We start from the raw sequence: 21,406 nt of genomic DNA on the forward strand, positions 1-21,406 counted from the left end.
AGATGCAAAAGTTTTTTGGAGCCATTACCGTCCTGTTGTGTGTCTTTGGTGGATACATGTGGGCAGGAGGTAAACTTGGTGCGATTTGGCAACCGGCCGAGTTTCTGATCATCATCGGAGCCGCAGCTGGCTCTCTGATCATCGGTAACCCGCCTCAAGTGTTAAAAGAAATGCGTCAGCAAGTGCGTGCAACGATTTCTGGCCCGCGTCAGGAATACGAATACTACATGGAGCTGATGGCACTACTGAATAACCTGCTAGAAACCGCACGCAGTCGTGGTTTTAAATTCCTAGATTCACACATTGAATCACCGGAACAAAGTTCGATCTTCCTCGCGTACCCAAAAGTGAGCAACGATCATCGCCTTATTTCGTTCATTACCGACAATTTACGTTTAATGGCAATGGGACAAATGTCGCCTCATGAATTAGAGGGACTGCTAGAACAAGAAATCGAAGCCATTCAAACCGAGATGTTACTGCCTTCACGCTCAATGCAGCGCACTGCAGAAGCACTTCCCGGATTCGGTATTCTTGCCGCAGTCGGTGGCATCATCATCACCATGCAAGCCATTGATGGTTCCATTGCGCTGATTGGTTATCACGTTGCCGCTGCCCTCGTTGGTACGTTCATTGGTATTTTTGGTTGTTACTGTTGTTTAGATCCACTCAGTAATGCCATGGCTCAGCGAGTCAGACGAAACATGACGGCTTTTGAATGCGTGCGCGCCACCTTGGTTGCTTACGTCGCGAAGAAGCCAACATTACTCGCCATCGACGCTGGCCGTAAACACATTCAGTTAGACATCAAACCAACTTTCAACCAAATGGAGAAGTGGCTAGCTGAACAGGAGGGATAATGCAAAAACAAGAACATGTGGTGTTCAAACGCGCGAAAGCACATAACCATGATGAGTTTCATGGTGGCGCGTGGAAAGTCGCGTTTGCCGACTTCATGATCGCGTTGATGGCGCTGTTTCTTGTCCTTTGGGTCATGCAAGTGGTCGACAAGGAAGAGCGCAAAGCCATTGTCGCGCACCTTCATAGTTCGAGCGTTTTTGATAAGAGCTACGGTAACCCTTTCGATACCTCACAAAGTATCTCTCCTATCGACTTGGCACAGGACTCTTCTGTGCCAAGCAAACACAACTCAAACCACGTCGTCAGTTCCTTCTTCCAAGGTGATGGCGATGGCCCAGAGATTGACTCGCTTATCCCAGGCAATTTCGACACTCAAGAGCAACTTGCTCTACTGGCTAAAGTAATTGATGAAGTCGTAGGTCAAATCAGCGCGCAAGGTAACGTGAATGTCACCATTACACCGCAAGGGTTGCGTATTGTGCTGCAAGATGATTACAAACAGCATATGTTCAGCCGAGGTGGCGCCGAGTTGACGCCTTTCTTTGAAGACTTATTACTTGCTTTAGCTCCAGTGTTTGAGCGCATCAGTAACCCAGTCATCATCAGTGGGCACACCGATTCTACTCCGTTTAAAAAACGCTTTGGAAAGCAATCTAACTGGGCGCTTTCGGCTTCACGAGCGGATGTCGCGAGAAACACCTTAGTCGAGGGTGGCATGCCGGATGAGCGTGTGATGCAAGTGACAGGCATGTCGGATCGCGCGTTACTTAATCCTGACGAACCCGATTCGAGTGAAAACCGTCGTATAGAGTTATTTATTCTGACCACGCCAGCCGCGCAAGTGCTAGAGACCTTCTTCGGTAATCAAGAAGACAGTGAACTACAGAAAGCCAAGCAAAAAGCAGAATTTAACCAACCCGTGATCAGACAAGAAGTGATTCGCTATTCGGTGGACTCAGAAACGCCAAAAGCGAAGATTCAAGACCTCTAAAATCAAAAAAGGTCACAACAAATACATGGTGTGACCTTTCATCTCTATTGCTGTTTGCATTGCTAATAATTGTTGCTATCACTGTTTAGTTGAGTTCGATATGCCTGTACGCGCGCCCAATAAAACCCAAAAAGATTCGCTCAAAAAAGCCTTTCTTTGGCTGATCATTTTTGATTATCTGTTGCTGGCATTCTTTCTAACTCAACTGCCAAGCCTTAATCTGAATAGTGGCACCATGATCAGCTTATTATTGGTCGTGTATAACATTTTGCTAGTTTCGCTTTGTTACCAACGCACCAGTAAGCAAGACTCTTACATCATTTATCCCGTACTCTCTGCAACGCTACTGGCATTCGTATGCTTTTTGTATTTCTTCTTTTTGGTGTGAATCTTGGGATGCTGTCGCATTAAAGCATCAACTTAATGGTACCATTTTTACGTTTTTAACTGAGTGGCTATCTAATGGCGCTGCACAGTTGGTGAGCGTTCCAACATCAATACGACTCGTTTTTGAAAAAGCCACAATCACGTCAATACACGCTTCCTCATTTTCTGCTACCGATGGGTTGGCACTGATAAAAGCGCGAATTTTGTCCACATAAACCGGATGCTCTAAATAAAGGCTCGCCAGCTTTTTTCTACCGATATAAGTATGTTGGTGCTCCTCGCCAATTGGGGACAGCTCATTCTTATGTTCATGCACTAAGTGGTAATTACAATTATTGCAGCTTCTCACCTGAGTAAGCGTTAAGGTATTTTCTTCGTCTTTGAATACCTTGATGTAGGTTTGAGTTTGGTTGAGAGCAGCATGACTCTTTGTATCGGCTTTTGAATACTCTAACTGCCCTAACAGGTCGGTATTTTTGCTCACTAAGAAAGCCACATCTACCCCAGAAGCACTGATAAGGTGGCTATCAACGGGAGTGGCACTTGAGCATCCATTTAGAACGACCAATCCAAAGAGAAAAGTAAGTAGTTTTGATTTCATATAGGAATCCTTATTGAATGGAAGAAGTCATTTAAAAAGAATAAAGAAACCAAAGACGGATTAATTGTCATTGCATGCCTACCAGAATCCACCCAAAATAAAAAACCCAGCATTATCGCTGGGTTTGCGTTGATACGGCGACTAACAGTCAACCATTAACATGTTATTTGGTGCTCATTAGTTCTTTCTCTGTCAGGTAAGCTTCGATGATCTTTTCTGCTGACAAATCGATATCTTCCTTGGAAGTATGGCAACTTAGTACAGAAAACAGCATGGTCTTAAGCCCCTTATAACCAGAAGTCGATGGATAAAGAGTTCCCTCTTGTTGCAGTCGATGTACAACACGGGCCGTTAGCTCATTGCGATATTCCTCGCCTCCTTCACCAAACTGTGCTGAAAAACGATTTGACACCACATCGTTGAGGATAGTGATGCCATCCACTGTTGAAAGTTTTTCTGCCATACATTGTGCAAGCGCAGTACAACGGTCAACATGGTCTTCGATCCCCTGCTTACCTAATGACTTAAACGCAGCATAAACAGGCACACCACGAGCTCGACGCGAAGCACCAATCCCAAAGTTGATCGCATTGCGATCTGGCTTATCAATCGCATCATTAAGGTAGTCACCCATATTGCTGCCGCCCATCGCTTGAGCCAGCAAACTTGCGTTCTTCACGATGACCATTCCCGAGTCATAAGGCATGTTAAACCACTTGTGACCATCAGTATCAATTGAATCAACTCTATCGATACCATCCAGTAGATAACGATGTTTGGCACTCGCTGCCGCCCAAAGCCCAATAGCGCCATCAACATGCAACCATGCATTACCATGAGCAGCAACGGCATCAGCAAGTGCGTGGAAAGGGTCGAAAGCTCCTGAGTCGATACAGCCTGCTTGCGCGCAAACTAGGGTTGGTCCCTCAAGTGCAGTAATGGTCTCCATCAGGGAATCTGGAATTATGCGTAGGTTTTCATCCGTTGGAACTTTAACAATGTTTTCCAAACCGATTCCAATCATGGAAAGAGCACGTTTAATCGTTGAATGAATTTGATCGCTCACAACAACATTAATACGCGGCGCACCATACATACCTTGACTTGCCACATCCCAGCCTGCACGTTCTAAAAGTGCATTACGAGCGGTAATAAGGCTTGTATAAATCGCCTCTTGGGCACCAGATGTAAAGCCGATACCCGAATTTAGCGCCAAGCCAAGTAGTTGGGTCATCCATTCTGCGGCGGTCTCTTCAACCACTGACAAAGCTGGACTAGCAACGTAATACGGTACATTTTGGTCCCATGCGCTCACCAGCCAATCTGCCGCCAATGAAGCAGGGAAAGAGCTGCCAATGGCATAGCCAAAGAAACGTGGTCCCCCCGTTGCGATCAAGCCTGCATCAACATTTTTAACCATCTCATTGATAACGACTGACGGCTGCGTTGGTGTCAATGGGAGTGGCCCACCAATCGCTTGTCTCAACTCCTGAGAAGTGATGCACTTGTCTACAGGTCGCTCATTTAATGACTCTAAGTAGTCAATGGCGTGTTCAAAGGATTGGGTAAGCGGTGAACGGTATTCATGAAATCGATGTGACATGTTTGCTTCTCTCTTTGGTTTCGATACTCCTAATCTTATGGATTGAGAGAAATATAAATTGTCACCTCGTGCCACCAAACTGAACTATTCCGTCGGCACACTCTCTTTAACCGAAATGTCACTTTATGTGCTAAGACGTAAGAAAAGACGATGCCTTCCGATAAGCAGACGGCGTTACTCCCATTTTTCTTCGAATAAATCGAGTAAAGTTTGCTGTATCTGTATACCCCAATGACGACGCAATGGTTGTGATTGATAGATGTGAATCTTTTAATAAGCGTAAACTTCTTTCCAACAGTAATTCTTCAATGACATCGCTATAGGTGACGCCAGCCATACACAAGCGCCGTTGCAAAGTTCGTTTATTGATCCCCAAAATACGCGACGCGTCGAGAATAGAAAGCCGTCCCACAGAAGTATAAGGTTGAATGGCTAATCGAAAAGAGGGAAGAAAAGACGTTGGTATCTCACTAAGAGGCGCTTTCACAACACATTGTCTTTTACTGGGCATACAAACCGTTTGGCTTAAGATGCCATCATCGAGCTGAATGCCTGTAGCTGCACGATTAGTATAGAACTGAATATGCTGAAGCTGAGAGCAGTTAAAAAACGGTGCCACCCCTGCGCACTTTAGACTCACATTCAACGTTTTTTGCTTAGAGTTCGAGAGCGCATCAACCAACTCATCCATGAAGATAACACTGAATAACTCAGCATATTGGTACCATGATTCAGCGTCACCATCTTTGTATCGAGCAAACCAAAGATGATTGTGGTAACGCTCAAGACCAATACGAGTGTTATTTGAGAACAGGGGAATCACACGGCAAAACTCTTCGATGCCTTCCGCTACCGTCATTGATGGAGTCAGGGATAACTGTTCTAAAATTTTAGGCACATACAAATCACGACACATCCCCAAGATGGTGTAAATAAAGGTTTCTGGTGAGCAAGATTTCCCAAACGCTAAAATAAGATTTTTAAGCGTGGTTTCAGGTAGAAACTCAACATCAGTAATCTGAATATCTTCTGGCGCCTGTGTTACCTTTATAAGCTGATGCACATCGACATCACTCCGCTTATAGAGCTCCGCTAAATAATGCACCCACTCCGATCTAACCAAAGGGACACCTTCAAATACAACCGTCATCCTCTGCCCTTCACTTTGTCTAAATGTCGAAAGGTAAAGAAACCAAAACCGCTTGTCTTGTCATTTCGCGACAACAAGGGGATTCGCAAACACCATAACTGTGTTTTACGTACCGATGTATTTGAAGAGAAGCTTTACTGAACTCTCAAATGCACCGACGCAGAAATCACGATCGTATCTGCACTTAGCTTCGCAATTTGGAAAAAGCCACCCTTCTCTGAAAGCTGAGAAGCATTCAGTGAGTCGACGTCCAACTTCTTAAACCAATATGGCGCTAACGTGCATTGTGCCGAGCCCGTTGCAATATCCTCATCAATTCCAATTTTGGGTGCAAAATAGCGCAATACGTAATCGTTAGGGCCTCGTTGAGCGGTAACGATCACCGCATGGAAATCTCGGATTTGTTTTAGGCAAGTAAAATCGGGGTGGTAACGTTTCACTTGCTGTTCTGATTCCAACACCACAACAAGATCGCGAGTAGTAAACACATCAACTGCCTGCACTCCCGATGGCTCCAGATTTAACAAGCTTAAATCCAAACTCGTCGGCACTGGCTTACCTTCCCATGATGGAAGTGCCATTTGATACTGGCAACCATGCTTAACGATAGTAATGTCGCCATAATCACTGTGTAACTTAACAGAACGCTGCTTTAGGCGAGCAATCAAGGCCGCACCAGCCCCCATACTGCCATGACCACACAGGTTGATCTCGCTGGTCAAAGAAAACCAACGAATGCGCCAACAGTTATCGATATGACTAAGAAATGAGGTGACAGGTTGTGCGACACTTTGTGCAATCGACAACATCTCTGAATCACTTAACCAATGAGACAAAAACACCACGCCACAAGGGTTACCTTGCGCTTGTTCAGAACAGAATACATCGTAAACTTGGGTATCGATAACTCACCTCATATCGCTAGCAGCCAAAAACCATAATGTTCATTATTAACGCATTTTCCAAATTAGAGAAAAACACTATTTTTCATCCATTGATAGGGAAAATATCGTGCAACAAATTATTAAGCAAGTGTACACATATCAATAATTGAATTTAGAAGGCTATTTATCTCTCTTGCTGGTTTCAACATTTCGCTCAGATAACAAATCAAAGGAATGAAAAAAGGAAGCATGTAATGCTTCCTTAAAACGTGTTATCTATCGTTAACACTCATCGAATCATTAGATAGAAAATAACCCCAGCAGAGAAACCAAGGATAAATATCAGAGACTTGCTGCGTTTACTTAATGCTTCCTTGCCTTGTTTTTGTGTCGCCATGATGACTCCTTGTCTTTGGCTGAATTAGCGCTTAAACCATTGTCTAAGCGAGTACGTGCTCGCTGATCATTTTGTTAAACGATACGAGGTCAAAAGAGCCTCTGATCTCAAAGCGCACTCGCCCGACTTCACTTAGGAACAATTCAATTTCACAATCCAGATCAAGTGTGCCAGACGTTTCAACCGAGAAAGCGTTAATTTTGCTGTATGGCAGAGAAGTGTAGTCCACTTTTGAACCTGTAATCCCTTGCACGTTGGCTGCGATAACGCGCTTATTGGTGAACACCACTTGGTCACGCACGGTCTTGAAGCCAGCAAAAATACTTTCTCCTTCAATCAAGAACTTGTGGAAATCGTCGCGCACCTTTGAAGTTTCAATCGGCTTAAGTTTGAATATGGATGAGTTTTCGAAATCGATCATGGTGTTACCTTAGAATGTAAATAAAATCACTCATCAATTAATAGCAAAGTCTCTAAGACGAGCCTATTGATTTTGATGACTTTTCTAACTCCATCTCGTTTTTGTTATCGCGCCTGCCTATTTCCATCCTTGTCGCCACTGTTGCGTGTCTTTCAAATCATGCCAATCTAGCTCGCGCTCTCGCTTGGTCATAACCGCTTCAATCACGCATCTCACGACGTTGCCTTCTTCATCAAACTCCATTTCTGAAATGATGAAGTGCTTCTCTTTGTTTTCCGGCTCTGTCGCAGTCCATTTGCTGCGAAGTAACTTTTTAGGGTGAATTCGATTCATAACACTCTGCCATTCATAAGAAAAAGTTTGATTTTCATACGTATAAATTGGCAAATGCAATCACATTCAATGTCACTATTTTTTTCTTCAATATGGTGTTTTTTCTTATTGGTTTGATCTCTTTTTCTGATACTTCCTGTTACTTTGAGTGTTCAAACAAACACAACACATAAAACAACGACAATGAAAAAAACAACACTTTTACTTGCTTCCGTAGCACTGGCACTTTCCGGTGTTGCCCAAGCCGATAAGCTGGAAGACATACAAAAATCAGGCACCTTACGTGTTGGAACAACGGGCGATTACAAACCGTTTTCTTACTATGACGGCAAAAGTTATTCTGGTTATGACATTGATGTCGCCAACCACATTGCGGAGCAACTAGGCGTCAAATTGAAGCTGGTTCGAACCACATGGAAAGATCTACTCAATGACCTTGATGAAGACAAATACGACATCGCCATGGGTGGTATCACACGTAAGATGCAACGCCAACTGAACGCAGAGCAAACACAAGGTTATATGACATTTGGTAAGTGTTTCTTGGTTGCAAAAGGCAAAGCAGAGCAATTCAATACGCTCGAAAAAGTTAACGACCCTTCGGTTAGAGTCGGCGTCAATATCGGTGGTACAAATGAAGCCTTTGCGGATAAAAACCTGCAACAAGCTCATTTCACCCGCTACGAAAACAACTTAGACGTACCGAAAGCCGTCGCGGCGGGCAAAGTTGATGTCATGGTGACAGAAACTCCGGAAGGGTTATTCTACCAAGTCACGGACGAGCGTTTAGAAGCGGTTCGCTGCGAAGACCCATTCACCAAAGGTCAGTTTGGCTACTTGATCCCTAAAGGCGAACAGCGCTTACTGAATACGGTGAACTTCATCATGGATGACATAAAACTGAAAGGCATCGACGAGCAGTTTATGCACCATAACTCGCTGAAGTAATAAGAGAGAGCATGCTAAGTGGTGAGACTTCACTCATTTTGCATGCTCTTTACTTCACAGGCGACTTCAATTCCCCTCACTAATAGTCGTCACTATTTAAATGTTTAATTGAAACCAAACACATAAAGTCAATAATATCCCGTCAATAATAAACTAAACAAATATAGGGTTATTTATGGTTAGGTTCATTGTTTTAGCAGCACTATTTACTAGCTTTGGTGCGTACTCATCTAATGGGTACGAAGTTGCTGGAGGCAAAATTAATGAAGGAAACGTATCTAACATACGTGTAGATTTCGAAGAGTGTAAGGTTTATCAGAATTCTCAAGACTTGGGAGGCTCAACAATTCATTGCAATAAACAAAATGAGTTAATCCTCACATTTGGTGATAGTAACTGTAAGACTCTAAGTCATTATAGAAAGCTTGAAAATGGAAAAACCGCTCTTACTTCTTTTCGCTTTGAGTGTGAACACTTTATAAAGCAAGGCTTTAACTCTTCTTCGATGTTCGTCTTCTAAATTGTTTAAAAACCGACCTCTTTAGGTCGGTTTTTAAATCATTCAGGAATGCGAGTTTCAATGTTTAACTGACCTGCAAGTCCTGCTTCTCGATGCACACTTAGCACTTTAAATTCCTCTGATGAGGTCATGTCTAATAACGCTTGCCTTGACGGATATTTCACAATCACAAAGTCATCCCACAACTCATCTATTTGCCCAATTAACAGTCCAGTCACTCGAGAGAAAAACACCACCTCTGCACCATACTTTGCCAAAACATCAATCATCGGCTGACCATAAAGCTGGTAGGCTTGTTTGCCCGATAACTCTGTTACTCTCCCGTCTAAGTATTCTGCTTTATCCTTGTATTTAAAAAGATTAAGGAGATAAATTGGACCAGTTTCAGAATCTGTATGTAAATGTGCCATTTGTGCATCAGTTGGAAAAAGTCGATTACTGACTTCCATGCTTACTCTCCTTGTCTTGTTTCCTGCAAACGCCGCGGGGCAAACAATCAAGCTATCATGGCTTTAAGAGCTATAGACATAAATGCACTTGAAATTCGGCAAAACACGCAGAGAAAAGTGTCAGCATACCGATTTTTGTTGCTTCTTAAGATGCTTCACGCCATATTGTAATGCTGCGCTAATTTTACCGCACTAACCATCCTGCTGATGGTTCTAATATCAACCATGATTAATAGGTAAAATATGAAATTCTCAAGCACGCTTCCTCAAACTCATGAACAGCTTCTAAGTAAAATTCTTGCGGTATTTACTGCTGACCCACGCATTCTTGGCATTGGTGCAAGTGGCTCTTACGCCTCTGACTCCATGGACAAATACAGTGATTTGGATTTGGTTATCGCCATCAATCCTGAAGATTTTGATTCAGTAATGGCAGAGCGCTTTACGCTTATCGACCAAGTAGAAGGTCAAGTCGCAGCTTTCACTGGCGAACACGTGGGAGAGCCAAGATTGGTGATCGCAATCTACGCGCCAGATGCGATTCATGTCGATTTCAAGTTTGTCTCTTTGCCCGATGCTGCGACTCGTGTTGATGACACCAAAGTGCTTTGGGAACGCGACGGACAGTTATCGCAAGTCTTTGAGACTGCGGAGCCTCACTACCCTCAACCGGATCCACAATGGATTGAAGACCGCTTTTGGATTTGGGTTCATTACGGCGCAACCAAGATTGCTCGTGGGGAATACTTTGAGGCCGCGGAATTTTTATCGTTCCTACGCTCTGTTGCGATATCGCCATTAGCCCTGAAACAACAAGGGTTGACTCCTTCTGGCGTGAGAAAGATTGAATCACGCATGCCTGCGTTTGCGGCGGAACTAAAACAAACCGTCGCCATGCCAGAGCGAGAAGCGCTGATTCCTGCATTTGAAAAGATCGTAGAGCTGTATCTATCGCTGCGAAAGAACGAGCAAGTCAGTATTAAACCGGAAGCTCAGCAGCTTTGTATGGATTACTTCCAGCAAGAGCTGACAAGCAAGTAGAGCTGGCACAGCGTAGAAACAACGACACGCAAAAACAACGATAGATAGAAACAACAAAGGGGATATCACTATCCCCTTTTTCATCGGTTTGATTCGCTGAGAGCGATTACATCACGCACTCTTTTGCGGCTTGTGCTTTCTCAATGCCTTCTTCAATCAGAGATTTGGTTTCTTCGCTGCCGATAGATGACATCACTTTGTCCATTACCTTATCCACTGTCGATTCAGAAGACGCTTCCACCAAACAAGCGTACGCATTGGCAATGTGTTCTTTCGCTTCAATAAGCGCTTCAGGGTCACTGAAATCCACATTCATTGCTTCTTCAACCGACGCCGCAAGTTCTTCTGCAGATTCCGCAGTATCACCAAATTGGTCCAGGTTAAACGCTTCTTCTACTGAATCCATCTGCTCTTGAACCGTATCAATCGCTTTGTTTGCGGCTTCTTGTGCTTGGTCAATGGCTTTGCTTGCGTCATCACAGCCGACAAGTGCCATTGCTAAAACCATTGTTGAGATTGTCTTTTTCATATTTGTTCTTCTAACAAGTAAATCGCTAATCATCACAATACGTGATTAGCCGGTAGATTTTAATTCAAGAGTTGTAAGAAGAGGAAACAGAAACGTTTGAAAGCTCCAAAAACAAAGCCGCTACGAATGAGCGGCTTTTGTATTTGCTTCAATGTTTACTCAGGTGTTTAAGTAAACATTAAACCTGTCAGGCAATTCTTCCGTGGCTGATTGCCATCATTTCATCGTAGGTACGTTGTAATGCATCAAACGTCCATTCGAAGTAGACGCGGCGTTCCATCAGCGGAGCAATTTGGTCTGCATCAAATGATTCGATCGTCAGATCAGAATACTCGACTTGCAGGCTGTTGCCGTCCGTACCCCAATCTTCGTACTCACGATTACCAATGAGATCGTAAAGGTTATTACTTAAGAAGCTGTATACCACTAAGAATGATTTTACTGCGTCTTCCGAAAAGTTAAGCATGCTCGCGACTTGCGCAACGTCATACGACTTTTCTTTATCACCTTGGTCAATATCAAGCCTCACCAATTGAGTTTCCCACGCTGCCAATTCACCGTAGGAATCCAAGACGTATTGGTTCAGTGCTTCGAACACATGAAAAAAGTCCTGGATCATTGAGATGTATTTATCAGACATAACGTCCCTTATTGTATTTGGTGAACGGACGATCTTCGCCGCCGTGTTATTGCTCACCCTAGCCAGTGGTTGTTAAAAGTTAGACTAGAAGTTGCAACACCGCATACTGTACTTGTAATTTTGTTGTCATTTTTGAGTGATCAGTCAATTAATAGCGTTGGCTCGTCAATGCCCATGTAGTCACACAGTTCACGCTTAATTCGGTGAAAGTCTTGTACCGAGACAAAGCAATCGGCGTATTCTGTTTTACCATCAATGCCGATATAAACATGAGCAAAAGACTCGACCGTCGACGTAATTTTGATGGAATCATGGCTGAGTTCGAACGTAACAACTTGGTCCATATTCAGGTAACGACCAGATTCGATTTTTAGTGCTTTCGCCATAATGGGGTCCTAAGGTAACAGTGCAGATCTGGAAATAGGCAGCATCCCGGTGCTCAAATAGAAAGGCTTGCTAATTTGATGGTGGTTCTGCCCCATAATTGAAGTGAGCCTATCACAAGCCCCTGCCTCCAAAATTAGAGTTTGACCGCACTTTCCTTTGGATTTACTTACAGATGAAACAGTTACTAAAAATCTGACCGCAAATTCACATACAAAAGAAAAACGGAGCGTATTTCACAGTTTCACGGAACAAAAAGGCCACTGTGATAGCGGCCTTGGTGAGTCATTAATTGACGTGAGTTTCACGCATTTATCTGGTACACCGCGAAATAGGTATCGGCTTGAATAACGTGTTTTTGGCTAAGCTGCTTCAAAGCCTCAACAGCGTTTGCGAATGGGTCATCTCCTGCGAATGCCTCAACCAACTTGTTGTAACGCTTTGAAGAAGAAAACAGCACATGCGCCAACTCTTCAGCGCTGACTTCTAGCTCTACGGTCTCCTTGTAAACCTTCATCGCTTGGAAAGCGTCACAATCACTGAAGTTGATAGCGTGGTCATAGTTGGACTCCGTCAGCTCCATCTCTATGCCCAATAGCTTGAGGGGCTTTTCTAACAGCACTTCAAAATCGTACACCACAACGTACGCTGCAGATTGGCATACGCGTTGAAGCTCAGTCACTAAAGCCGCAGACTTTGCGTAAGAAAGTGAGCCTGCAAACGTCACTACATCCACACTGTTGTCTGGTAATGGCACATGCTCACCATCGCCGACATGATACTCAATTCCTGCTGATGGTTTGGTTTGCTCAATCATTGACGTGCTTGGATCCACACCATGCAGTTGCTGACAGTATTTAGCCAATGCCAGTGTTGATACACCCGTACCGCACCCAATATCTAATCCCAACTGGAACTGGGGTAACGCACCTAAGTTAGCTTGTAGGATGACTTGATGCAGCGGCGGACGATAAGCCGCGTAATGCTTAGAGATGGCTTGGTTGTATTCTTCGCTCACTGATGTTCTCCCAAAATCTGTCGATGCTAACTAGTCGTATAGTGTCGGATATTACTGTCACTCAAAAGCAAAAAGCCACTCATTTGAGTGGCTCTATCTCACAACTTTAAGTGCTTTTTGGTTTGGTACAGCACTCAGCCTCAAACCCGCTTATAGCTTGGGTTCAGCTTCGAATTGCTTGAGGTCATCAGTAATGTCATTCCAAGGTGCTTTGGATGCGACAAAAATATGGAAGCTTGGCTTATGGGAAGGTACATCATCAAGAATACCCAAGCGCACATTGACGATACCGTTGTTTTTCTTCGAATAAAGGCTAGAGCCGCAGTGACGGCAGAATGAGAGTTCGGTATTGGCGCTCTTCTGATAGGTTTGGATGTGTTCCGCACCCTCAATTACAATCAGTTTATCCAGTGCAACGCCACCCGCTGACGAGTAATCGGAGCCAGTAAATTTGCGGCATTCAGAGCAATGACAATTGCCCATGTATTTGAATTCATCCGCGACTTCGAGTTTCACCTTGCCACACAGACATGAGCCTTTGAGTACTTCCATTGTTAAGTCCTTCTCTTTATTGGAATGTCAGTTACCGAATCACCATGCCAGTCCAACACGACGAAATAAAGACAAGTAAGTCAGGTTTGCAAAAATGGAACAAAGAAAACCACCGCACTCTTCCATAAGCGCAGTGGAAAACAACTAGGACAAGTCGTTGCTTTTTTTAGAAGCGGAACTCTGCACTTAGCGCGTAACTGTTCTCAACAACTTTTGCTTCGTACATGGTGTACTCAAGTGCAACACGAGCTGGGCCCAATGTCACACCTGCACCTACGCCGTAGTAGATGTCGTTTGAATCACCAAGGTTCGTTTGGAAGTGACCCATACCGACACGACCGTAAACGTCGAAAATAGTGATTGGTAGTGTTAGTTTCGCACTTGCTAGCCAAGCATCAGAGTAGATGTGCTCGAAGTCTTTGTGCGTATCGATGAAATCTGCATATCCACCTTCAATCGACAGTAGGTCGTTAAACTGGTAACCGATGTAAAGGTTGTAACCGCTGTTTTGATCACTGAAGTCTGTGTTCTCGTTCTTTACTTGGTATTCAGAATATAGGTAGCTAGCACCAATGTATGGGTTAGCAGCAGCTTGTGTAGCAAAGAAGATAGCAGCGATTGGAAGAATAAATTTGTTCAGTTTCATTTCTTAATAACTCTCAATATAAAAGGTTGACTAACATTCCCTAATCCTTCAGTACGTGATGCTCATGCATCGATTTTTTATTTCCTTATTGCAAGTGACTTCAGGGAACGTTGCGCCTTTTCTCTTTTAAGAAGCTCGCCCCTCACTTGCGGTGTGGGATGCATCATCCTGTGTTTTCGCTGCGGTGACATAACGTAAAACTCAGCAGTTAATAAAACTTCATCACTGGCATATAAACAAAATATAAAACCAATAGATACAGAAACTTAAATATCAAAACAGAGGGTAAAACAACTAAGTTAATTGGAACTTTTCTGCCATTCAGTGTTGATTTCCTAGGTAAAAAGGAAGGCATTAAAGGTAGAGAGCAAAAATCGGCGTTCCGATAACGAAATGTGTAGAAAATCACGTTACTCGCGCTTTAAATTGTCAGCAAAATCATCCAATTGAGACTACATTTACTCAATGAGATGAATAAAAAATAGAAGAGCGAGTGTGAATGCCTGACAAAAACATCAGTTTTATCGTAGATGAGTGGCGTTTTGTGCCCAATGAGGGGCAAATACAGTTTGCTGACTCATGCATTACGATTGATAACCGTATCTCAAAGTTGCTTGAGTTCTTATGTCTGAACCCAGGGCTGACTCACACGCGAGATGAACTTATCGAGCAAGTGTGGGGCGGCAGTGTATTGACCGATCAAGTGGTCACCCAAGCGGTATTTGAACTCAGAAAAGTGCTGAAAAAACACAGCCAACAGGAATGCAGCTACATCGTCACCGTACCAAAGCGTGGGTATCGATTTGATGGCGAAGTAAAACTGGAAAAAATCGCGATACAAAAACCTGAAGATCAGGTCATTGAAGAGGAAGAGTCACAAACTGAAGCCTCGAAACCCGCAGTAGAGGCCGTTGAGCACCGTCCTAAAAAGAGCAAACAACCCATCTTAATTGGTGCACTTTCTTTGATTGTTCTTATTCAGGCGGCATTTTTACTGTTTAGCGCAAACGACTCAAAACCGAACCCTGATACTCACACCGGGCACTTAAGCCATTACGAATTTCGTTATGCAGTATTGAATGTCAGTGAGGATGTGAAAGCACGACCAGAATTGTACGGCATCGTCATTAAGTTCATGGAACACATTGGGTTTTACAGCAATATTCGTGTAGTCAAATCTAAAGAACACAGAAAACTCGCCGCCGTGGAGTTCAACATCTCCACCAGCAAGAGCAGCGATGGTAAAAAGTTGCGTTTGTTGTTCCAGTATCACAATCGCGTATCAGGGCAGACTCATTTAAATCGTCGTTACTCGACCAACTTTGAACGGTTTCATCAAACTTTCCCATCCATGATCGATGACATGCTACGCGCGATGTACATTGAGGTGCCGGAAGAAGAGTTGGAACACAATGTGTCAGTCTTCCCTAAAGATCCAGAAGCAGTAAAAGCTTTGATGTCTGGGACGGGCGCTTTGTACAACAACGCTGGCTATGAAAATGCGATGGCGTATTTTCGTCAAGCAAAAGCCCTCGCACCAGATAATGCCTACACCATTTCGGTAAGCTACATCGGTGAAGTGTTAAGGGTGTTTACCAAAGACGAAGCCAATAAGCAGCAAGTGATTGAAGCACTCAACAAGGAATATTCCTCTTCCTTGTCTGAAGTTTTGAAGCGAGGGAATAACCCAAGAGTGTGTGAAGCCAACGCAATCTTGGCGCTGTCAGAAGACAATCCGGACAAAGCATCGCAAATACTGTTGTCGATTCCGTACAATCAGCAAACGTCATTAACTTATCTATTACTAGCGAAAGCGGAAGAAGCTCGCGGTCACACAAGCGGGGCAAAAGAACTGTATTTGCAAGCGACACAAAATACGTCGTCGCCAATTGCACTGAAACTTGCGGGTCCATTGTTCTTTGACAGCAACTTGGACACCATGATTAAAGAATTGCAAAGCGTAAAAAGCGAAGCTAACCCATAGTGGTTAGCTTCGCATTAAAGTTTAGAAGTACTGCCCTGCCACACGTCGAGAAGAAGGTTGTCGGCTGATTAAGATATGACATAGCTCAAGCAGCAAACCAAACGCGAGCGCACTGTAAACGTAGTGCTTATCGATATTTAGCCCCAACCCTTCAACAATCAGCAGCGCACCTAATACAATGAGGAATAGCAGCGCGAGCACTTTCAATCCAGGATGGCGAGTAATCACAGCCTGTACTTTATTCGCCATCAACATCAGAATCACGCTTGAAGAGATAATCACACCAGCAAGAATGGTGATGTCCTGCGTTAGGCTCGCCGCGATAATCAACGAATCGAGAGAAAACACCGCGTCCACCGCAATAATCTGCAATATTACCGTGCCAACTTGCCCAGCAAAGAATTGGTGTGGTGGAGTTTCAATAGGCACGACCCACGCCCAAAGCTCTTTGATGCCTTTAAACAGCAAGAATGCGCCACCGACAATAAAGATAAGATCATTACAAGAGAGCGATACCCCTTGGTATTCGATAAACGGTTCTTTCCAAGACAGTAACCAAGATACCGAAAATACCAGCGCAATGCGGTTTAACACTGCTAAACCGATACCGAGATTACGTACGCGTTGGCGCAAATGAGCAGGAAGACGCTCAGTCATGATGGTAATAAAGACGATGTTATCGACACCCAGAATGAGTTCTAACATGAGTAACGTGCCGAAGGCGATAAAGTAATCGAGATTCATTATTTAAGTTCTCTGTGCAAATTGCGAAGGAATAGTTATTCAATATCCACTCTCTCCTAAGCAGGCACTACCTTGCGCTCAAATCCCCTCTCTAACATGGGAGAAGTCTGTATTCCGTTCTTAGGTGCTTTGGGTGAGTTGTTCCCTAATGACGCGATTATGAGTAGCGTCTTTTCATTGCTTTGTAGAACACGTAAAGCAATTTAATCGCGATAAGTGTCATCATTTTCTCCAAGGTTGTGGTTAATCAGAGGAAGGCTATTGTATTCACCCGTTTCATAACCACATCACAAAGCACTTAGAAAAAGATAAAGAAAATATAAAACAAATAAACACCTTAATTTCAGAGCCTTAAATAGAATAAAAATCAGAAAAGGTGAAAAATTCGTACCAAAAGAAACGGTTTCTTTGGCTTATAAAATGGCATGAGGGAGATATGATTTTTTGCTGAGAGAGACTTGACGCTTTTTCGGATGGTTGACCGTACACTCGCCCTATAAAGAGGAGAACGTGATGCTGTCATCAATTGAACAATTTCTACAAATCCTGAGTGACTACGACATACTGCTCGGTCTGATTTTTATTTTGGCTTATCAAATCTTCAGTAAGATCGCGACGAAAGCACTCACTACGTTAGCGCGGAATAAAAAAGTCAAACCACCAAGAATATTATTCATTACCAGAACGGTGAACATTTTGTTGTTCGTCTTCTTATTTGCCACGTTTTTGCTCGTGAGTGGTATTGGCTACGGGAATTTTTCTATCTTCCTTTCTTCTGTGTTTACCGTTCTAGGCGTGAGCTTTATTGCTCAGTGGTCCATTCTGAGCAACATCACTGCTAGCTTTCTTATCTTCTTCGTTTTCCCTTACCGTGTAGGCGATAACATTCGTATTGATGATGGCGCAGGAATCGAAGGGATGATCATAGACATTCGTTTGTTTCACACCTTGATAAAGCATGAAGACGGCAACTTTTCGACTTACCCAAACAACCTCTTGCTACAAAAGAACGTCACCAAGAGAACTTATAAGAATGCCGTCGAACCGACTCTACAAAAGGTCACCGACGTAGATATCGATGTTAGTGTCGGTGTTGATGACCTTCAGATACAAGAAAGCCGAGCATAGTGCTCGGCTTTCTTAGTATTTTACCCATCAAACGATGACAGGTAAGGTCTTCCACGTTCGTTCATGAAGCAGCTCACACCCATTCTCAGTAATGACGATATTTTCTTCATGCACCATCATTTTATTCGGTGCGAATGCCATCCCAGGTTCAAGCGTTAATACCATGCCGGGTTTTAAGATCACATCACCGTTAGGAACATGGGATGGCCATTCCGTCAGTTGCATTCCAAGCCCATGCCCCATACGTCCGACATCATTCCCTAACGCGCCGTTTTTCTCGAGTACAGACCACATTGCCTGCCAAAGATCACCTGTGCTTCTGCCCGGCTCTGCAATTATTAGCCCCGCTTCCGTCGCTTGATAGACCGTATCGTACGCCAGCTGAGCCTCTTCATCTATTTGACCAAAGGCATAGTTTCTGTCGAAGTCACTAAAGTAACCATCATAGTTTGCTCCGGTATCAATAATCAGCACATCGCCTTCTGTTAGTTCTCTATCGGTCGGCCCCATAATGATGCTGTCATAACCGCCAGCTCCCGATCCAGATATCAAATAAGGGCAACTGTCAGCACCTAACCGTAACATTTCAATTTGCATGGCTTTACAAGCTTGGCGCTCTGTCATGCCGACTGCAAGGTATTGCTTTAAGAACTCAAACCCAGCGGCGGTGACCTGACAAGCAAAACGAATCTTGTCAATTTCAGCTTTAGACTTAACGCTACGAATATCACGGACAATCTGTGATACATCGACAACATTATGCCGACTCAATAGAGTTTGAAGTTGCTGGAAGTTCTGTGCGGGCATGCGCAAGTGTGTTTCCGGCCCGATCATTGCGCCGATTTTATGAGTTCGTAAACTGACTTCTGCTAATGTTGATGCCAATAATGAAATACCGTCATCTTGTGGTCGAGGTGACGGCCAACTTCTTACATCATCTATCCATGTATCTTCAAAGCCTGATACGCCGATCTCCGGAACCACGGCGATAGGTTTACCAGTACTAGGAACAACGAGAAACCATGGTCGCGTAGGACTCTCCCAAAACTGAGATTTGAAACCACTGAAGTAACGAAATTCTGGTTCCGTAGTAAAGAAAGCCGCATCAATGTTCTGTTCTCGCAAGCGCTTTTGCAGCTCATAAGTACGCTGTTCAAACTCCGCGTTTTCAAACCCTCTAGGTGGGGCAATCAAAGGTAATGTGCTCATTTTTAGTCCTTTTAGCGCGATAAACACAACGTTAGTTGAACAAAATGTCTCTTGGTAACAAGGCGATTTCAGGGAAGAAAATCAGCAACGCAGACATCAAAATCAGAATGAGGAAGAATGGTAATGTGCCACGAATGACTTCCATGTACGGTCTTTCAAAGATGGCAATAGCGGTAAAAATATCGCACCCAAATGGAGGGGTAGCTGAGCCAATTGCCATTTGTAGCGTCACCATAACACCCACCAAAATGGGATCGATTCCTGCGGCATTGACGATAGGCATAAATATCGGTGTGAGTATCAGTAACACCACAAGCGAATCGACAAACATACAGCCTACAAAGAAAGTTAACGCGATGATAAACAGGATGTATTCTGGTGAAGCATTATCCAGTTCAAGAGGTGCAAGTAACTCTTGGGGTATTTGTTCGAATGAGATGTACCATGAAAAGGCTTGCCCAATGCCGACCAGTACGAAAACGACTGCGGTAATTAATCCCGTATTTAAAGCCGCATCACAAATGTCTTTGACGCCCAGTTTTCGGTATAAAAGGCATTCAACAATAATGGCATACAGCACCGCAAACGAGGCGGCTTCTGTTGGCGTGACAATACCAGAATAGATACCGCCAATAATCAACGCAGGGAAACCAAGAGGCAAAATCGCTTGTTTAATCGCGAGCAGCTTTTCCGCTTTGCTGGCTTTCTCTACCAAGGTAAGGCTGTCACTGTGTTTTACGCTGTAGGCATAGCTATACAGTGAAAACAGCCCTGCCAAAACTAGCCCCGGGCCAATACCGGCGATAAACAATTCACCAACACTGGCATTGGCGAGGGTGCCATAAAGGATCAGACCAATACTTGGTGGGATTAAGAACGCAATGTCGCTTGCATTGATGATCAGCGCCATCACGAAGCTGTCTTTGTACCCTGCTTGCAACAGCTTAGGTCGCATGATTTGTCCAACAGATACAACGGTCGCTTGAGTCGAGCCTGAGACTGAGCCAAACAAGGTACAACTAATGCAAGTTGTGATCGGAAGACCGCCGCGCAGATGCCCAACAAAAGCCTGAATTAATCCCAGCAAATTGTATGCAGTGTGCCCTCTGGTCATGATGTCCGCAGCCAAGATGAACATCGGAACCGCAATCAAAGCGTTTGGCGAAATGCCAGTAACCATCTGCTGAATGACGACACCGGGTTCCACCTGAGAAAAGTGGATGAGGCCAATTAAAGCTCCCACTGCTAGAGGAACGATCATAGGAAAACTGAGAAACAGCAGGATAACCATCACCGTGACTAAGGTGAAGGTCATGACATAAATATCCGGCTCTCCAGCAATGATGTCAGAGATAAACTGTGTCACGCTACTCATTCGAATTCACCTTTGGTTTTATTTTTCGTTTCAATAACATCGAAGGACACGTAGATCTCTTGGTGTAGCAAGTTCATGATAAAACTCATTGAATATTGCAAACCGGCAATCGCAAATCCGATAGGAATGATTGAGTACACCCAATACACTGGAAACTGCAATGCAGGACTAAGTCGGTTGATAGATTTAAGCTCTTCAACATAGAGTAAACCTTGGTACGCTAGATAGAACATAAGAAGCGCAGTGCACAACGCAATCATTGTGGTGAGGATTTTTTGAGCACGAAAACTTAGCGAGTCATAGACTGCCGTCATTCGTATGTTGCGACCTTGCCTCACCGCGTAAGCAAAACCCACAAAAGTCACCGTAACAATCAAAAACTGGTTGAGCTCTTCAGAAAAAAATAAGCTTTTGTTAAAAGCATAACGACCAATCGCATTCGCCGTAGAATTTGTCATCATGACAAGAATGGCAATCATGATCAGAAAGCGTTCTAGCTTTTCTGTTGCAACACTGATTTTATGTAAAAGATCTTTCATCATTCACTAAGCTCCATACTTCCTTGAGCAGTACAATCCTTTTTCTGCTACTCGCGTTGAGCAGCAAAGACG

24 protein-coding genes are annotated in these 21,406 nt (G+C 43.8%); 7 read left to right on the top strand and 17 right to left on the bottom strand.

The genetic code is table 11. From position 1 onward, the window contains the following. The first annotated feature begins 2 nt into the window (after positions 1-2). The 3 genes from motA (at position 3) to L1076_RS04195 (ending at position 2,240) form a co-directional block, all read left to right on the top strand. The gene (gene motA / locus L1076_RS04185) at positions 3-860 is read left to right on the top strand and encodes a flagellar motor stator protein MotA (RefSeq protein WP_038876444.1); all 858 of its coding nucleotides are present in this window, start codon (positions 3-5) and stop codon (positions 858-860) included. Beyond that, complete coding sequence (locus L1076_RS04190) at positions 860-1,852, top strand: flagellar motor protein MotB (RefSeq protein WP_038868340.1); 993 nt, start codon at positions 860-862, stop codon at positions 1,850-1,852. The genes motA and L1076_RS04190 overlap by 1 nt, the downstream gene beginning before the upstream one ends. Before the next feature lie 100 nt (positions 1,853-1,952). Next, entirely contained in the window at positions 1,953-2,240 is a 288-nt protein-coding gene (locus L1076_RS04195) for a hypothetical protein (RefSeq protein WP_038868338.1), read from the top strand. Between the two features lie 27 nt (positions 2,241-2,267). Here the strand turns inward: L1076_RS04195 and L1076_RS04200 are convergent, their stop codons facing one another. The 6 genes from L1076_RS04200 to L1076_RS04225 form a co-directional block, all read right to left on the bottom strand. After that, positions 2,268-2,840: a hypothetical protein gene (locus L1076_RS04200; RefSeq protein ID WP_237303202.1), complete on the bottom strand. Its 573-nt coding sequence runs from the start codon at positions 2,838-2,840 to the stop codon at positions 2,268-2,270. Between the two features lie 163 nt (positions 2,841-3,003). Next, positions 3,004-4,443, bottom strand: a complete 1,440-nt coding sequence (locus L1076_RS04205) for a pyridoxal-dependent decarboxylase (protein ID WP_237303203.1) — start codon at positions 4,441-4,443, stop codon at positions 3,004-3,006. Positions 4,444-4,573: 130 nt separating this feature from the next. Next, complete coding sequence (locus tag L1076_RS04210; RefSeq protein WP_237303204.1) at positions 4,574-5,593, bottom strand: AraC family transcriptional regulator; 1,020 nt, start codon at positions 5,591-5,593, stop codon at positions 4,574-4,576. Positions 5,594-5,727: 134 nt separating this feature from the next. Further along, a complete protein-coding gene (locus L1076_RS04215; protein ID WP_045407480.1) occupies positions 5,728-6,498 on the bottom strand; it encodes a PhzF family phenazine biosynthesis protein in 771 nt (256 codons plus the stop codon). Between the two features lie 419 nt (positions 6,499-6,917). Next, positions 6,918-7,295 (bottom strand): PH domain-containing protein, encoded by a 378-nt coding sequence (locus L1076_RS04220; protein ID WP_038868327.1) that lies wholly within the window; start codon positions 7,293-7,295, stop codon positions 6,918-6,920. Positions 7,296-7,412: 117 nt separating this feature from the next. Beyond that, positions 7,413-7,628 (bottom strand): TIGR02450 family Trp-rich protein, encoded by a 216-nt coding sequence (locus L1076_RS04225; protein ID WP_039975801.1) that lies wholly within the window; start codon positions 7,626-7,628, stop codon positions 7,413-7,415. A gap of 183 nt (positions 7,629-7,811) precedes the next feature. On the opposite strand from L1076_RS04225, the gene L1076_RS04230 reads away from it, so the two are divergent. Further along, positions 7,812-8,576, top strand: a complete 765-nt coding sequence (locus L1076_RS04230; protein WP_038868325.1) for a transporter substrate-binding domain-containing protein — start codon at positions 7,812-7,814, stop codon at positions 8,574-8,576. Positions 8,577-9,134: 558 nt separating this feature from the next. On the opposite strand, the gene L1076_RS04235 is transcribed toward L1076_RS04230, so the two are convergent. Beyond that, on the bottom strand, positions 9,135-9,545 hold the full coding sequence (locus L1076_RS04235; RefSeq protein ID WP_009705013.1) for a DUF1330 domain-containing protein: 411 nt from the start codon (positions 9,543-9,545) through the stop codon (positions 9,135-9,137). 243 nt (positions 9,546-9,788) lie between these two features. On the opposite strand from L1076_RS04235, the gene L1076_RS04240 reads away from it, so the two are divergent. After that, positions 9,789-10,586, top strand: coding sequence for an aminoglycoside 6-adenylyltransferase (locus L1076_RS04240; protein WP_237303205.1), 798 nt, complete (start codon positions 9,789-9,791; stop codon positions 10,584-10,586). Between the two features lie 106 nt (positions 10,587-10,692). On the opposite strand, the gene L1076_RS04245 is transcribed toward L1076_RS04240, so the two are convergent. The 6 genes from L1076_RS04245 to L1076_RS04270 form a co-directional block, all read right to left on the bottom strand. Continuing rightward, on the bottom strand, positions 10,693-11,115 hold the full coding sequence (locus tag L1076_RS04245) for a hypothetical protein (RefSeq protein WP_237303206.1): 423 nt from the start codon (positions 11,113-11,115) through the stop codon (positions 10,693-10,695). A gap of 187 nt (positions 11,116-11,302) precedes the next feature. Beyond that, positions 11,303-11,755 carry a hypothetical protein gene (locus L1076_RS04250; RefSeq protein ID WP_009705016.1) on the bottom strand — a complete coding sequence of 151 codons (453 nt, stop codon included), beginning with the start codon at positions 11,753-11,755 and terminating at the stop codon, positions 11,303-11,305. 140 nt (positions 11,756-11,895) lie between these two features. Further along, the gene (locus L1076_RS04255) at positions 11,896-12,141 is read right to left on the bottom strand and encodes a hypothetical protein (protein WP_005435933.1); all 246 of its coding nucleotides are present in this window, start codon (positions 12,139-12,141) and stop codon (positions 11,896-11,898) included. Positions 12,142-12,443: 302 nt separating this feature from the next. Continuing rightward, the gene (locus tag L1076_RS04260; RefSeq protein ID WP_237303207.1) at positions 12,444-13,157 is read right to left on the bottom strand and encodes a methyltransferase domain-containing protein; all 714 of its coding nucleotides are present in this window, start codon (positions 13,155-13,157) and stop codon (positions 12,444-12,446) included. Positions 13,158-13,307: 150 nt separating this feature from the next. Further along, positions 13,308-13,709 (bottom strand): GFA family protein, encoded by a 402-nt coding sequence (locus tag L1076_RS04265; RefSeq protein WP_005435931.1) that lies wholly within the window; start codon positions 13,707-13,709, stop codon positions 13,308-13,310. Positions 13,710-13,875: 166 nt separating this feature from the next. Beyond that, on the bottom strand, positions 13,876-14,355 hold the full coding sequence (locus tag L1076_RS04270) for a porin (RefSeq protein ID WP_038868315.1): 480 nt from the start codon (positions 14,353-14,355) through the stop codon (positions 13,876-13,878). A gap of 499 nt (positions 14,356-14,854) precedes the next feature. On the opposite strand from L1076_RS04270, the gene L1076_RS04275 reads away from it, so the two are divergent. Further along, positions 14,855-16,339, top strand: a complete 1,485-nt coding sequence (locus L1076_RS04275; RefSeq protein WP_237303208.1) for a winged helix-turn-helix domain-containing protein — start codon at positions 14,855-14,857, stop codon at positions 16,337-16,339. A gap of 21 nt (positions 16,340-16,360) precedes the next feature. Here L1076_RS04275 and L1076_RS04280 read toward each other — a convergent pair whose 3' ends face one another. After that, a complete protein-coding gene (locus L1076_RS04280; RefSeq protein WP_237303209.1) occupies positions 16,361-17,083 on the bottom strand; it encodes a TerC family protein in 723 nt (240 codons plus the stop codon). A gap of 513 nt (positions 17,084-17,596) precedes the next feature. Between L1076_RS04280 and L1076_RS04285 the strand changes: the two genes are divergently transcribed. Further along, positions 17,597-18,211 (top strand): mechanosensitive ion channel family protein, encoded by a 615-nt coding sequence (locus tag L1076_RS04285; RefSeq protein WP_237303210.1) that lies wholly within the window; start codon positions 17,597-17,599, stop codon positions 18,209-18,211. Positions 18,212-18,238: 27 nt separating this feature from the next. Here the strand turns inward: L1076_RS04285 and L1076_RS04290 are convergent, their stop codons facing one another. From L1076_RS04290 to L1076_RS04300, 3 genes are read right to left on the bottom strand one after another with little or no spacing between them, the layout of a single operon-like run. Further along, positions 18,239-19,420 carry a Xaa-Pro peptidase family protein gene (locus tag L1076_RS04290; protein WP_237303211.1) on the bottom strand — a complete coding sequence of 394 codons (1,182 nt, stop codon included), beginning with the start codon at positions 19,418-19,420 and terminating at the stop codon, positions 18,239-18,241. 31 nt (positions 19,421-19,451) lie between these two features. Beyond that, the gene (locus L1076_RS04295; protein WP_237303212.1) at positions 19,452-20,795 is read right to left on the bottom strand and encodes a TRAP transporter large permease; all 1,344 of its coding nucleotides are present in this window, start codon (positions 20,793-20,795) and stop codon (positions 19,452-19,454) included. Further along, positions 20,792-21,334 carry a TRAP transporter small permease gene (locus L1076_RS04300; protein ID WP_237303277.1) on the bottom strand — a complete coding sequence of 181 codons (543 nt, stop codon included), beginning with the start codon at positions 21,332-21,334 and terminating at the stop codon, positions 20,792-20,794. Before L1076_RS04300 ends, L1076_RS04295 begins: the two co-directional genes overlap by 4 nt. Positions 21,335-21,406: the final 72 nt, after the last annotated feature.

Origin of the sequence: Vibrio sp. MMG023 (genome assembly GCF_021654215.1) — a bacterium.
Lineage (GTDB): Bacteria > Pseudomonadota > Gammaproteobacteria > Enterobacterales > Vibrionaceae > Vibrio > Vibrio jasicida.